The sequence below is a fragment of the Corticimicrobacter populi genome (assembly GCF_003123725.1).
Classification (GTDB): domain Bacteria; phylum Pseudomonadota; class Gammaproteobacteria; order Burkholderiales; family Burkholderiaceae_B; genus Corticimicrobacter; species Corticimicrobacter populi.
The window spans coordinates 526,407-539,474 of the sequence record NZ_QETA01000002.1; the positions used below are offsets into that span (position 1 = coordinate 526,407).

The 13,068-nt window shown below is 61.8% G+C and carries 10 protein-coding genes; 3 read left to right on the forward strand and 7 right to left on the reverse strand.

Features of this window, described 5'->3' with window-relative positions; all coding sequences use genetic code 11:
* Positions 1-139 precede the first annotated feature (139 nt).
* Together lnt and DD235_RS07770 are read right to left on the reverse strand one after the other, a co-directional pair.
* Entirely contained in the window at positions 140-1,729 is a 1,590-nt protein-coding gene (gene lnt / locus DD235_RS07765; RefSeq protein WP_109061457.1) for an apolipoprotein N-acyltransferase, read from the reverse strand.
* Positions 1,730-1,751: 22 nt separating this feature from the next.
* The gene (locus DD235_RS07770) at positions 1,752-2,645 is read right to left on the reverse strand and encodes an HlyC/CorC family transporter (RefSeq protein WP_109061458.1); all 894 of its coding nucleotides are present in this window, start codon (positions 2,643-2,645) and stop codon (positions 1,752-1,754) included.
* Positions 2,646-2,860: 215 nt separating this feature from the next.
* Between DD235_RS07770 and DD235_RS07775 the strand changes: the two genes are divergently transcribed.
* Positions 2,861-3,979, forward strand: a complete 1,119-nt coding sequence (locus tag DD235_RS07775) for an NADH:flavin oxidoreductase/NADH oxidase (RefSeq protein WP_109061459.1) — start codon at positions 2,861-2,863, stop codon at positions 3,977-3,979.
* Positions 3,980-4,057: 78 nt separating this feature from the next.
* On the opposite strand, the gene DD235_RS07780 is transcribed toward DD235_RS07775, so the two are convergent.
* The 3 genes from DD235_RS07780 to DD235_RS07790 all read right to left on the reverse strand — a co-directional run bounded on the left by DD235_RS07780 (position 4,058) and on the right by DD235_RS07790 (position 8,187).
* Positions 4,058-6,547 carry a TonB-dependent siderophore receptor gene (locus DD235_RS07780; protein WP_109061460.1) on the reverse strand — a complete coding sequence of 830 codons (2,490 nt, stop codon included), beginning with the start codon at positions 6,545-6,547 and terminating at the stop codon, positions 4,058-4,060.
* Between the two features lie 80 nt (positions 6,548-6,627).
* The gene (locus tag DD235_RS07785) at positions 6,628-7,638 is read right to left on the reverse strand and encodes a FecR domain-containing protein (RefSeq protein ID WP_162300439.1); all 1,011 of its coding nucleotides are present in this window, start codon (positions 7,636-7,638) and stop codon (positions 6,628-6,630) included.
* An 18-nt stretch (positions 7,639-7,656) separates the two neighbouring features.
* Positions 7,657-8,187, reverse strand: coding sequence for a sigma-70 family RNA polymerase sigma factor (locus tag DD235_RS07790; RefSeq protein WP_109061462.1), 531 nt, complete (start codon positions 8,185-8,187; stop codon positions 7,657-7,659).
* Between the two features lie 196 nt (positions 8,188-8,383).
* Here DD235_RS07790 and DD235_RS07795 point away from each other — a divergent pair, with 196 nt between their 5' ends.
* Positions 8,384-9,844, forward strand: coding sequence for a PepSY-associated TM helix domain-containing protein (locus DD235_RS07795; RefSeq protein ID WP_109061463.1), 1,461 nt, complete (start codon positions 8,384-8,386; stop codon positions 9,842-9,844).
* Positions 9,845-9,959: 115 nt separating this feature from the next.
* Here the strand turns inward: DD235_RS07795 and nirK are convergent, their stop codons facing one another.
* Entirely contained in the window at positions 9,960-11,099 is a 1,140-nt protein-coding gene (gene nirK, locus DD235_RS07800; protein ID WP_193519577.1) for a copper-containing nitrite reductase, read from the reverse strand.
* Positions 11,100-11,361: 262 nt separating this feature from the next.
* Between nirK and DD235_RS07805 the strand changes: the two genes are divergently transcribed.
* Positions 11,362-12,090 (forward strand): Crp/Fnr family transcriptional regulator, encoded by a 729-nt coding sequence (locus DD235_RS07805; RefSeq protein ID WP_109061464.1) that lies wholly within the window; start codon positions 11,362-11,364, stop codon positions 12,088-12,090.
* Here the strand turns inward: DD235_RS07805 and DD235_RS07810 are convergent.
* Positions 12,038-12,901: a formylglycine-generating enzyme family protein gene (locus tag DD235_RS07810; protein WP_162300440.1), complete on the reverse strand. Its 864-nt coding sequence runs from the start codon at positions 12,899-12,901 to the stop codon at positions 12,038-12,040. The two genes, DD235_RS07805 and DD235_RS07810, sit on opposite strands and share 53 nt — an antisense overlap.
* Between the last annotated feature and the right edge of the window lie 167 nt (positions 12,902-13,068).

Consider the following 13,068-nt stretch of genomic DNA (forward strand, 5'->3'; position numbering starts at 1 on the left):
TTCGGGAATCGGATGCCGACAGCTTAGGCAGAATTGCGCCCAGGGTGAAATACCGGGAAATTGAAAGATTATTTCCAGATTGAATGAACGCGCCTGCCGACCTTTCAACAGGCTATAAAGGCGCGTCGCGGTTGCAGGATCAGTCGCGCCGGCGCAGGCGTGCCAGCAGGGCCAGCACCAGGATCAGTCCGCACAGGATGAGCACGGGTCGATCGGCCCAGCGGGCATAGGGTGTCAGGCCCGTCATGCCCTGTATTTGGGCATCAAGTACGCCTGCTTCGTAGACCGGTAACTGGCCGATCACGACACCACCGTCGTCAATGGCGGCCGTGACACCGGTATTGGTGGCGCGCAGCATGGGGCGGGCGGTTTCGAGCGCACGCATGCGGGCGATCTGCAGATGCTGGCGCAGGGCCCATGAATCGCCGAACCATCCCAGGTTGCTGACATTGACCAGAATCGTGGCACCTGGTGTTCCGGTTGCTGCATCTGGCTGCAGGGCAGGCAGCAGCTCGTTGCCGAAGACGTCTTCGTAGCAGATGTTGGGGGCCAGGTACTGTCCTTTGAGCGGGAAAGGGGCCTGTGCGGTCGTGCCTCGGGTGAAATCCCCAAGCGGAATGCGCATGCTGTCGACCAGCCAGCGGAAACCGGGCGGGACGAATTCACCGAAAGGCACCAGGTGACGCTTGTCGTAGCGCATGTCGGGACGGCCAGCCAGCAGGGCCTCATGGGAGGTGTCTCGGTCGATGCCGATGACACTGTTGGCATATTCGCCGCTGGCAGGATCAAGCAGTGGCGCACCCAGGATGACGGTTGCGCCGGTGTAGCGAGCCAGCATGCGCCAGTCGTCCCACAGCGCCGGATCAATCTGGTTCTGGAAGGCCGGCACGATAGTCTCGGGGAGAACGATCAGTTCCGGCGGAGTTGCAGGGAAAGGGTTCAGGCTGAGTTGCTGGTGATGCGCGAGTGTTGAGGCCAGTGTCTCGGGGTTGAATTTGACGCCCTGGTCTATGTTGCCCTGGACCAGCCGAACCTGCAGGGGGGCACCATAAGGTTCTGCCCAGCGATTGGAGAGACTCCACCAGCCAGTCAGCAGGACGGGAAATACGATGAGCAGCGGGCTCAGCTTGCGTGTGCTGCCGTTGCGTTGCCCGTAGCGGGGTTCGGCTGGCAAGGTCAGCAGAGCCAGAGCTGCCGCACTCAGGGCTGCCATGAATGCAACGCCATAGCTGCCCAGGACCGGGGCCCAGCCGGCATAGGGACTGTCGACATGGGCATAGGCAGCATTGAGCCAGGGGAATCCTGTCAGCACCGTGCCGCGCAGCCATTCTGCGCCTGTCCAGCAGGCCGCCCAGACAAAGGCTGCAGTCATGGGGCGGCGCAGGGGATCAGCGCCTGCCAGCAGGCGCGTCAGTGAGCAGGCCAGTGCCGGATACAACGCCAGCAAGGCTGCCAGTACGAATACAGCCAGCCCTGCCAGGGCAGCGGGCATGTTGCCGTAATCGTGCATGCTGATGTACAGCCAGTACAGGCCGACACCGAACAGGCCGGTGCCGAACCCCCAGCCATCGGCAGCCGCCCGTCGTGACGAGCGGGCCTGCAGGACAAGACGCGCCAGGAAGGCCAGGCACAGGAGGTTGAGTACCGACAGCAAACTGGCTGGCAGTGGGCCAGGGGCAAAACTCAGCGCGCACAAAGCGCCAATCAGGATCAGCAGGAGTGTGCGCATGCTTCTGTTTCGTTGTTTCAGGTCAGTCGTGGGGTAAGGCGTCCGGCGCAGGCTGGAGTCCGGGCTGGTTGCGCTGGACACGCAGCCACAATGCCCGCCGGCTGTCGGCGCGGATCACCTCGATGGTCAGGTTGCCGCGCTCGCATTGGTCGCCACGCTGGGGAATGCGCTCGAGTTCGCTCGCCAGCCAGCCACCGATGGTGTCGTATTCGTCCTCGGGCAAGTCCGTGCCGAAAGAGGCATTGAACTGGTCGATATCGGTCGTGGCCAGGACACGCCAGCGGCTGTCGGATTCGGCAAAAATGGTCTGCTCGCTGTCCTCGTCGTATTCGTCTTCGATGGCTCCGACGATCTGTTCCAGCACGTCTTCCATCGAAATCAGTCCCGAAATGCCGCCATGCTCGTCGATGACGATAGCCAGGTGGTTGCGGGTGCGACGGAAATCATGCAGCAATGCGTCGAGTCGCTTGGTCTCGGGGACGAACATGGCCGGCCGCAACAGGGTCCGGATATCCTGATCCGGATCCAGCAGGCTGCGCAGCAAGTCCTTGGCCAGCAGAATGCCAAGGATGTTTTCGCGATCATCTTCGTAGACGGGAAAACGCGAGTGCGCCGTCTCGATGATGGTAGTAACCAGTTCATTGACCGGCTGCGTGACTTCGAGCATGTCCATGCGCGAACGCGGCACCATGACATCGTCGACGGTCAGCTCCGAAATGGCGAGCGACCCCTTGATCATGGCGTAGGACTCGGCGTCGATCAGCTCGCGGGCGCGGGCGTCATCGAGCAGGTTCTTGATACCTTCACGGTCGCTGGGCTCGCGCCGCAGCATGTTCTGGAGCCGGTCCAGCAGGGAAGGCTTGGGAGATTTGGAGGATTGGGCGGTATCCGCCCCGCTAGAGTTGGGATCTGACATCGTCCTTCCGGACAAGTTGAGGAAAAGTGAGCATAACCGAAACGGTATGCGTCGTTTGTAACACAAGCGGTCTTTTTGCGCCATTGAGGCATTTACCAGGCGCTTCTCCCGGGATATGAGCAGATGGAATGAGGTTGTGCCGGATCGTCATGACCGCCGGCTACGATTTGCTTCTATAGTCGATATACCTTTTTTCATTCTGACGGAGCGTTGGCATGACATCCCTGTTTTCACCCCTGACACTTGGGCCGGTCGAGATTCCCAACCGTATCGTGATCGCGCCCATGTGTCAGTATTCGGCCGAAAATGGCCTGGCGTCCGACTGGCATGTGCAGCATCTGGGGGGGCTTGCTCAGTCCGGTGCCGGCCTGCTGATACTTGAGGCGACGGCAGTCGAGCCATGTGGCCGCATCAGTTGGGCCGATCTTGGTCTGTGGGATGATGCTACGCAGGCTGCGCTGGCACGCGTGCTGGCTTCGGTGCGTCGCTACAGCCATGTGCCGCTGGGTATTCAACTGGCACACGCCGGCCGCAAGGCTTCCGTGGCGCGTCCCTGGGAAGGCGGCCTGCCGCTGCCACCCGGTGATCCGCACGGCTGGCAGACCATTGCCCCTTCGTCCCTGCCATTTCTGCCGGATGGGCCCGCCCCCCAGGCTGCCAGTCTGTCCGATCTGGACGATATCGTCCAGGCCTTCGCCGCTGCCGCCCGCCGTGCTGCTGCGCTGGGTTTCGAGGTGATTGAGATCCATGCCGCGCATGGATACCTGTTGCATCAGTTCCTGTCGCCGCTGGCGAACCGGCGCGAGGATGACTACGGCGGGACGCTCGAGAACCGGCTGCGCCTGACCCTGCGGGTGTTCGATGCAGTGCGAGCTGCCGTGCCCGCGTCGCGAGCCGTTGGCGTGCGGATCTCGGCGTCCGACTGGGTCGAGGGGGGCTGGGATGTAGCCCAGAGCATAGAGCTGGCCCGGCAACTGGAGCAGCGGGGCAGCCATTTCATCCACGTTTCCAGTGGCGGCTTGAGCACGTTGCAGCAGATCCCGTTGCATGCCGGCTACCAGGTGCCGTTTGCGGAGGAGATACGCCGGCAGGTCGGCACGCCGGTGATTGCCGTGGGCCTGATCACTGAGCCCCATCATGCGCAGGCCATTCTCGACCAGGGGCAGGCCGATGCCATCGGCATTGCCCGGGGTGTGCTGTACGACCCTCGCTGGCCCTGGCATGCCGCCGCGGCACTGGGTCGGACGGTGCCGGTCGCGCCCCAGTACCTGCGTGCCGAACCGCATGATGTCAAAGGCGTGCTGGTGCCGGCGGCACCGTGGCCGCATGGTTAGGGTGTATCGACATTCATTTTGCAGTGGTCGTGGTGACCTGCTCAAGGATTTTGGGCAGGCCAGTGCGCATCCAGGTGATCAGAACCTGTAGCGGGCAGTCAGCAGGACGTTGAGCGGGTCGCCCACGAAATTCGCATCCGTGTGGGATCCGATGTTACTGTAGTATTTTCGATCGAACAGGTTGTTGATGTTCAGGCCGAAGTCCAGCTGGCGGCTGGCGCTATAGCCGGCATGCAGACCCACCGTGGCATAGCCGTCCTGCCTGGGGCCCCACGGGCTGGAAATGGCGTCCTGGGCGTGCAGACTGGCCCCGATACGCCAGCGGTTGAGATCTCCAGGCAGGCGATAGGTCGTCGACAGCTTGAATTGCCTGCGCGGGATATTGGTGGCATAACGCTTGCCCATGGTGTATGTACCGATGGGATCGTAGCCGGAGGCATCGCTGCGACGTTTGGCCGAAGCATAGGTATAGCCTGCTGCTAGCTGCCAGCCCGGCAGCAGTTCTCCACCGATTTCAAGCTCGAAGCCCTGGCTGCGTACCTTGCCTGCCGATTGATAGCAACTGTTCATCCCTTGGACGCAGGCGATGATGGGCAGTTCATCGGGCAGGTTTTCCAGATCGATCCGGAAGACGGCAATGCTGGCATTGAGGCGACCATCCAGGTATTCGCCTTTCAGGCCCAACTCGTAGTTGTGCCCGACTTGGGGCGGCAGCGTGCCGCCGTCAGCAGATGGGTAGCTTTCCGGATTGAAGATGCTGGTCCAACTGGCGTAGACGGAATGATGTTCATCCAAATCCCGGATAAGTCCGATGTAGGGCGTAAACCGGCGAGTGGCCTTCTGTTTGGTGCCACCGTAGGGCCAGTCACCGTCATACTGGATCTGCTCGTTTTCATACCAATCCAGACGTCCTCCCAGGATTAGGTGAGTGGCATCTCCCAGGTGTGCCCGGGTTGATCCGTACGCACTGGTCTGGGTCATCCTCGCCTGACGTGACCACAAGCCCCAGCCGATCTGGGGCATGGCGATGTCCGGCATGCCGGTCAGCGGATTGAAGGTACCAATCGTGAAATTACCGTTTTGCGTGGCAGGCCCGCCGGTATCATTCCAGCGGCTGCGCCGGTAGCTGGCACCCAGGACAAAATCATGAGACTGGCCCCACAGTTCGTACTGGCCGCTCAGCGAGGCATCGAGGCTGCGCTGGGTGCGATCGTACTTGTAGGCACCACCGCCCAGATCGATGACGGGCTGTCCCTGGGCATTGACGCTATTGCCCCGGATGAAGGTGCCCAGCATGGACATCCTGCTGTCGAGGGTTGTGGCCGCTGCCCTGGCGATCCAGCCGTTGTCCAGCCGATACTCGATGTCGGTAAAAAGCGTCGTGCTCCTGCGGTCCCAGTAAGACCAGTCGGGACTCATGCGTTGCGAACGAGGGATGCCCAGGAAGCGGCCATCGGGCCAGGTGCCCCGGCCATTCCAGTCGACACCGGGGTTGTCTTCCTTGCTGTAGGAAGCCCCCAGCGTGGCTGTCAGCGACGGGGTCAGATCGGCCTCCAGAATGCCATAGAACAATGTCCGCTTGTTGCGGTATTCGTCGATGAAGGAACCTTTGTCCTGATAACTGAGGACTGTCCTGCCGCGCAGGGTGCCGGCTTCATTGATCGGGCCGCCCATGTCCAGGGAGCCCAGCCCGTTGTCCCAGCTTCCTGCGCTGGCGGTGAATTCTCCCTGGAAAGCATCGGTTGGTCGCTTGCGCATCAGGTTGATCGAACCTCCCGGTGTGCCTGCACCTTCCATCAGGCCGGCCGCGCCGCGCATGACTTCGACCCGGTCATACATGGAGAGGGCACCCGTGGAAAGCGCGGCTTCTTCATACTGGATCGGCAGGCCATCCACCATCAGTGTATTGATCTGGAAGTTGCGCGAGGTAAATCGGTAGCGTTCGCCTCCCCATCGGGTCAGCGTCAGTCCCGGGGTCGCCTGCACGACATCGCTGAGGCTGCCCAGCCCCTGGTCTTCAATCCGTTGCCGGGTGATGACGGTAACCGACTGGGGTGTTTCCCGGATAGAGAGCGGCAGCCTAGTAGCCGTACTCATGCTGCCAGTCGTGTAGGACATTGAACCCTCGGTCGTGGCGGGATGGGCACCCCGGATCATGATGGGGGCCAAGGACGTCACGCTGTCCTGCAGGCCTTTTTCTACAGTCCAGGCTCCGCTGCCGGTACGCCGGATCGCCAGGTCCGTACCAGACAAAGCGGTGCGCCAGGCTTCTTCCATCGAGAGCTCACCCCGGATTGCGGGAGCCTGCAAGTTGCGGACGAGGGTCGCATCGAGTGACAGCCTGGCCTGGCCGGCTTCGGCGATCTGCGTCAGCGTGTGTGCCAGTGGCTGGGCCGGCAGGTTGAATGGATGGCGAACCTGTGGTCCTTGGCGTGCGGCAGTATCAGCCGGGTTGCCGGGAGATTGGGCCTGGGCCGGCCCAGGGGCGAGAAGAACCGGTGCAGCCAGCAGCGAGATCGCCAGTGCCAACGGCAAGGGTTTCAGTGACAGAACGATAGACATTTTCATCCCGGAAATCGTGTGAACAGGAAAAACTCAAGGCCTTTGTCTGTCATGAGTCACGAGGTGCCAGAAGTGACACCCTGATTTCAGGATAAGTTTGTATCTATTTGTATTATCCAGTCGTTGGCATATGTCTTGATGTCGAGGGGCAGCGTCTCGGCCAGTGCGGTCAGCGTGGCGCGTGGATGATCCAGTGAGTAGTTGCCCGTAACCCGCAACGCGGCAGCCTGAGGACTGAGACGCAGCAAGCCGCGGTGATAGGGACGCAGGGCATCGATCACGTCGGACAGCGGGCGATCGTGGGCGATGAACTGTCCGTGCAGCCAGGCATCAGGTTGCTGTGTGCCGCTCTCGGGCAGGCGCTCGAATGTCTGTGCACGCATCAATATTCCCTGACCGGCCTCGAGTATCTGCGAGGCTTCGTGGTCGCGCAGGCGCACAGCTACGCGGTGTGCGAGTACGTCAACCCGGGTCAGGTCGCTTTCCTGCCTGACCAGATAGCGCGTGCCCAGTGCCTGCGCCTGCCCCTGGGCCGTTTCGACAATGAAAGGCGCAGTCTGTCCAGGCTGGACGCTGACGATCAACTGTCCCTGGCGCAGGCGGACCAGACGCAGGGTAGCGTCGAAGATCAGGTCGACCGAGGATCGGGCGTCCAGCGTCAGCAGGCTGCCGTCGGGCAAGGTATAGCGGCGGCGTTCGCCGGTGCCGGTATGCAGGTCGGCCAGCAGATCAGGGGCCAGGCCCAACTGTAAAGCCGTGCGTGGTACCAGCCAGCCCAGGCCAATACCCGTGCCGGCAAGGATCAGGGCGTTGCGCAGCAGACGCCGACGCTGGTGCCGGTGTTGTTCGGCCTGTCGCAACGTCGCCTCGACGGTGCCGGCATCCAGGCCTGCCTGGCGTGGTACCTGAGGCAGATCTCCAAAGGCGTATTCCAGTGCGCCGCCCAGCCGCTGCCAGGCCTGCCGATGTTCGGGGCGGGCGTCCAGCCAGCGCTGGAAGGCCTGGTGTGTGTCGGGTGTGATGTCGCCGGCACGCAGTTCTACCATCCACTCAATGGCACTGTCTTCGTCCGTGGTGCGGGTCGGGCTGGCAGGCATGCGATGCGGCATCCTGCGTCAGCCTGCCGCCTGCTGGTCCATGGCCTGCATGCACTGGCGCAGACCCTGGGCCATGTATTTGCGGACCATGCTGATGGAAAGGCCCATGCGGTCGGCAATCTGTGCGTAGGTCAGGCCATCGAGCTGGCTCAGCAGGAACACGGTCCGGCCTTTTGGCGACATGCCCTCCAGTGCCTGGTCGATGCGTGTCAGCGACTCCAGCAGGATGGCGCGCTCCTCGACGCTCGGGTGGCATGCTGGGGCGCACTGGGCCAGTGCTTCCAGCCAGGCCTGTTCCAGATCGCGCCGCCGCCAGTTGCGCAGCAGGATGTGCTTGGCAATGGTGGTCAGATAGGCACGGGGCTCGTGCAGGCTACGCAACCGTCGCGTATGCAGGATGCGTTCGAAGGTTTCAGATGCGACATCCTCCGCTTCCGCATGATTGCGCAACCGTTGCTGCAGGCGTGCCAGCAGCCAGGGCTGATGAGCAACCCAGAGTGTGGCGGCATGCTCCGCATCATGGCTGGACAGAGGGGGCGGCAGCGGCATGGTTATTTATGCAAATGAGAATCGGGACTAATTCTATAGCAAATGCCGGTCGCCCGGGCGGGGAAGCTGGCCTGGTTATATGGGCGTAAAGACACCGGGAGCCGATGCTAGAATCGCGGCCATTCCCGTACTGCCTGCAATGGCGCTTCTGCTCCGGTTGCCATGTAGTGCGACCGTATCGATACAGATTTGAATCATGAAAACCCTGAATCCCGGCAGGCATGCGCTGATCGCATTTGTGACGCGCATGCATTTCTATATCGGTCTTTTCGTCGGCCCGTTTATTTTCATTGCCGCCCTGACGGGTACGCTCTATGTACTGACGCCTCAACTCGAACAGTATGTCTATGCCGATGTGCTGCAGAGTGACGCTGAAGGTCCGCCACAGCCGCTGGCGCGTCAGGTCGCGGCTGCGCGCATGTCAGTCGGCGAGGGCCCGCGCCTGTTTGCGATACGGCCAGCGCCGGCTCCGGGGGCGACCACGCGAGTGATGTTTACCCAGCCAGGCCTGGGGGAATCCGAAACCCGTGCCGTATTTGTTGATCCTGCAACCCTGACCGTGCTGGGCGAGGAGATCGTCTACGGTACCAGTGGCATCCTGCCGCTGCGCATGACTCTGGATTATCTGCACCGCAACCTGCTGTTCGGCAACCTGGGGCGCAACTACAGTGAACTGGCTGCCTCCTGGCTGTGGATTGCCGTTCTGGGCGGACTGTTCCTGTGGTGGCAGGGAGGCCGGCGCAACCAGGCTGGCGTGGCAACACGCAGCCCCCGTTTGCGGCGTCGTCGCCTGCACGCCTTGATCGGACTGTGGCTGGCGCTCGGGCTGGTGTTCTTCTCGGCAACCGGGCTGACCTGGTCGCGCTGGGCCGGGGAGCGGGTGGATATGCTGCGCAACTACATGGGGTGGATCACCCCGGCCATCACCGTGGCGCTGGACAGGCCGGTCGATGCGCCCGCGCTGACGGACCCACATGCCGGGCATGAAGGGCATGATGGGCACGATGAACAAGGCCATGAGGGGCATGAAGGCCATGCGTCCCATGACAATGCCATGATCCATGCGGAACATGGCGGGCACAGTGGGCACACCTCCGTGCCGTCTCATGTTCTACATGCGCCTGCAGGCGAGGCCGCCCAACTGGATGCGGTACTGGCGGCAGCCCGTGCCGCCGGTATCGATGCCGGCATGCTCGAAATACGTCCCCCCCGCAATGACCGGCAGGCCTGGAGGATCAGCGAAATCGATCGGAGCTGGCCGACTCAGGTCGATACCGTGGCGGTGGATCCCGCGACGATGCAGGTGACCAGCCGTGCCGATTTTGCCGAATTTCCGATGGTGTCCAAGCTGATTCGCTGGGGCATCGATGCGCACATGGGCGTTCTCTTTGGCGTTGTCAATCAAGTGCTGATGGCATCCATGGGGATTGCACTCATGTTCATGATCGTGCTGGGCTACCGCATGTGGTGGAGTCGCCGGCCTGCGGTGCCGGTGCCGGGGCAGACTCTGGGGCATGCCTGGAAGGCATTGTCGCTGCCCTGGAAGGGAGGCGTGCTGTTGCTGGCTATCATCCTGGCATGGTGCCTGCCGGTGATGGGGGCGAGCCTGGCGGTGTTTGTGCTGATTGACTGGCTGCGCGGCAGGTTGGCTGGATAGCGATCCTTATCGGGGGCCGTTGTCTCGGCGGTGTGTTCGCCCGAGCCTGAGATGCGACGCGACCGCCGCTCCCTGTTGTGGGAGACGGCGGCCGCGCCAGCCTTCGGATACGCGATTACCAGGGTTTGCTGGTGATCGGACCCGGTGCCTTGACCTGCGTCATCAGGTCATTGTTCCAGTCGCCTTCGACCACGACGTGACCGGCAGCGCCCAGATAGAAGGCTTCGATCAGGTTGTGGTTGACGTAGGCATACACACCCGGTTGTTTGAAGGTGTAGAGCGCAGCGCCGGCCGAGCCACCCCGGATGAACCAGGTCTCGAGGTCCTTTTCGGGCGGGTTGTTGAACTTGCCCGTTTCCCAGACCCAGTCACCGTGACCACCGATCAGGTGAGGACGGGTGTCGCGGTTGGCTTGCGAGTGGATGAACAGCACCGTCTCGCCGACCTTGGCCTTCATGGCACCTTCGCCCGTCAGTGCGCCGACCTTGCCGTTGAACACAACGTGCGACGGCGTGAGGCTCTTCATCACTTCCATCGTTTCCGGGAAGCTTTCAGCCGCGCTGGCGTAATCCTTGAACTTGCCGTTTTCGTCCTTGGGGATGTAGAAATCGAGTTCACCGATCGTGTACACCTTGTCGTAGTGCAGCGGATTGCCATCGGCATCCTTCAGGCCTTCGCGCGGCAGCACCATGATCGTGCCGTGCATCCCGGTGGTCACGTGCCAGGGCACCATGCCTTCTGGTGCGCAGTGATACACGAAGGTACCGGGGCGGTCTGCCTTGAAGCGCAGTACGGCTTCCTCGCCAGGGTTGACGTTGGTCAGCTTGGCACCGCCCAGTGCGCCAGTGGCGGAGTGGAAGTCGACGTTGTGCATCATGGCGTTGCTGGCCGGGTTGACCAGCGTCAGTTCGACGTAGTCGCCCTCGTGCACGACCATGGTCGGGCCGGGCAGCGAACCATTGAAGGTCATGGCCTGCAGGGTCGTGCCTTCATTGTCGACCACGACTTTCTTTTCTTCGATTTCCATGCGGAACTGCACGACCTTGGGGCCACCAGTGGCGACTTGCTCGTGCTCATGCACGAAAGGCGGTGCGACCAAGTGTGCCTTCACGTGGGGCAGTTTGGCGATTTCTTCGGCTGTGCGAGCCGGGGTCGGTGCCGCAGCGGCACGAGCAGGAGCCGTGGTAACAGCGGCCAGTGCGCCGGCGGACATTGCGCCCAGTCCGGCAGTCTTGAGAAACGAACGTCTTTCCATGATAAAGCTCCATCCGCAAAGTCATGGTAACAAGACTACCTGCATGGTCTGCAACCCGACGATTCTTGTTTGCGGTGTTGTCGTGCATGCAATGAGTCTGACGGGTTCATTACACCTTACGGTGCGCTGACACTCATTGTTGTAACGCAAATTGGTTGCAGATTGTCTGTCTTGAGGGAATACCATAACCAATGTTGCGCATAATATGAGCAGTGCGTGATAAAATTTTCTGCTGTATCAACGACTTTTGGCATCATCTGCGATGACAGCACCTAAACTGCACCGCTCGCTCATCCAGAACATGGAAATGTTCCGGGCACTGTCCGACGATGAACTGGACCGCACGCTGGAACATGCCCAGCCTCGCCGACTGCTGCCTGGCGATGCCGTCTACCGGCAGGGTGAACTGGCCGGCTATTTCTTCATCCTGTTGCATGGCACCCTCAAGGTGGTACAAGCCACGGCCGAGGGTGAGCAGGTCGTGGTCCGCTTCGTCAGCCCGGGGGATGTTTTCGGCATCGCGCGCATGATGCGCCGTCCTGACTATCCCGCGACCGTCCTGGCGGTCCAGGAAAGCCTGGTGCTGGCCTGGCCGTCGTCGGAATGGGAGCGCATGGTGGCGGCCAACCCCCAATTGACCGGCAATGCCTTGCAGACGGTAGGCCAGCGCCTGCAGAGCGCGCACAGCCGGATTCGTGAGCTTTCTACTGAGGAAGTCGAGCAGCGCGTGGCGCGTGCCATCCTGCGCCTGCTGGACCAGTCCGGCCGCACTTCTGATGAAGGTCGCATCGAAATCGACTTCCCGATCACCCGGCAGGATATTGCCGAGATGACCGGTACTACACTGCACACAGTCAGCCGCATTCTGAGTCTCTGGAAAGAGCGCGGCATCGTCGAAAATGCCCGCAAGCGGGTGATCGTTCTCCAGCCCGACGAGCTTATCCGTTACGCCGAGGGTGCCCAGGGTTCACGGCATCCCGAACCAGCCTGAATCCCAGGTTGGCAGGTGGCAAACCGACCGAACAGGCTCCGCTCACCGGATCGCGGATGAAGTCCGTCATATAGCTGCGGTGCTCCCCGCCCAGCACGCGGATGCCGCAGTTCTCGCCCAGCCTCATGACCGATTGGTCTGCCATGACGGCATAGCGTGTGTAGCAGCTGTCGGTCCAGTCCCAGACGTTGCCGCCCAGATCCTGAATACCATGTTCGTTGGCACCGAAATGCCCGAATGGCTGTGGGGCCTTGTCGTCGGTCGTCCTGCTGCGCGAGATTTCCTGTTGATACTCCTCCAGCCAGCGACGGGCTGGATTCTGAGGGTCGAACGGCGAGAGTGGCGTGTCTTCGCGATAATGGTTACCCGCGATCCAGGCCCACTCTTCGTAAGTGGGCAACCGATAGAGCTGGCCAGTGTCGCGTGATAGCCAGTCTGCATAGGCCGTGGCATCCTCCCAACTGACACCCACGACGGGCAGGTCCGGGCGCGGTTCGACTTGCTGCTCCTGCTTGTCCAGCTTGCGACAGGCTTGTGCTTGCACGCAGCGGGCATATTCGGCCTGGCTGACCTGCCGACGCATGATCTCGATATCCTGGGCGATCTGCAGTTGCTGGCGCTCGGGTACCGTGGGCATGCCGTTTTGCAGGAATTCGCCAACGGGGATCATATCGACCGTGCCCGCCGATACCCGAATGAACAGATCCGGCGCGGGAGGTTCGGCCACCGGAGGGCTGCAAGCTGCTAGCAAGGCTGCCAATGCAGGCACCAGCATCAGGCTGACACGGGAGGAAAACAGGGGTAATGGCATGCGATTTCTCCGGAGCAGGGCGCATTGCTGCAGGCACCCTGTCCATGTCATTAGGCCCGAGAGGGGGCATGCTGTCTTTGTGTCGGCGCAAACAAGTCCCAAAATGCCGACATGGCTGGCTTGGCTATAATGAAAATGCGAGATATTCCCGCTTGATCACAAAGGGT

Coding starts and splice junctions, on each gene's coding strand:
- lnt (WP_109061457.1), bottom strand. CDS start 1,729: ATGCGCACACTCCTGCTGATCCTGATTGGCGCTTTGTGCGCGCTGAGT.
- DD235_RS07770 (WP_109061458.1), bottom strand. CDS start 2,645: ATGTCAGATCCCAACTCTAGCGGGGCGGATACCGCCCAATCCTCCAAA.
- DD235_RS07775 (WP_109061459.1), top strand. CDS start 2,861: ATGACATCCCTGTTTTCACCCCTGACACTTGGGCCGGTCGAGATTCCC.
- DD235_RS07780 (WP_109061460.1), bottom strand. CDS start 6,547: ATGAAAATGTCTATCGTTCTGTCACTGAAACCCTTGCCGTTGGCACTG.
- DD235_RS07785 (WP_162300439.1), bottom strand. CDS start 7,638: ATGCCTGCCAGCCCGACCCGCACCACGGACGAAGACAGTGCCATTGAG.
- DD235_RS07790 (WP_109061462.1), bottom strand. CDS start 8,187: ATGCCGCTGCCGCCCCCTCTGTCCAGCCATGATGCGGAGCATGCCGCC.
- DD235_RS07795 (WP_109061463.1), top strand. CDS start 8,384: ATGAAAACCCTGAATCCCGGCAGGCATGCGCTGATCGCATTTGTGACG.
- nirK (WP_193519577.1), bottom strand. CDS start 11,099: ATGGAAAGACGTTCGTTTCTCAAGACTGCCGGACTGGGCGCAATGTCC.
- DD235_RS07805 (WP_109061464.1), top strand. CDS start 11,362: ATGACAGCACCTAAACTGCACCGCTCGCTCATCCAGAACATGGAAATG.
- DD235_RS07810 (WP_162300440.1), bottom strand. CDS start 12,901: ATGCCATTACCCCTGTTTTCCTCCCGTGTCAGCCTGATGCTGGTGCCT.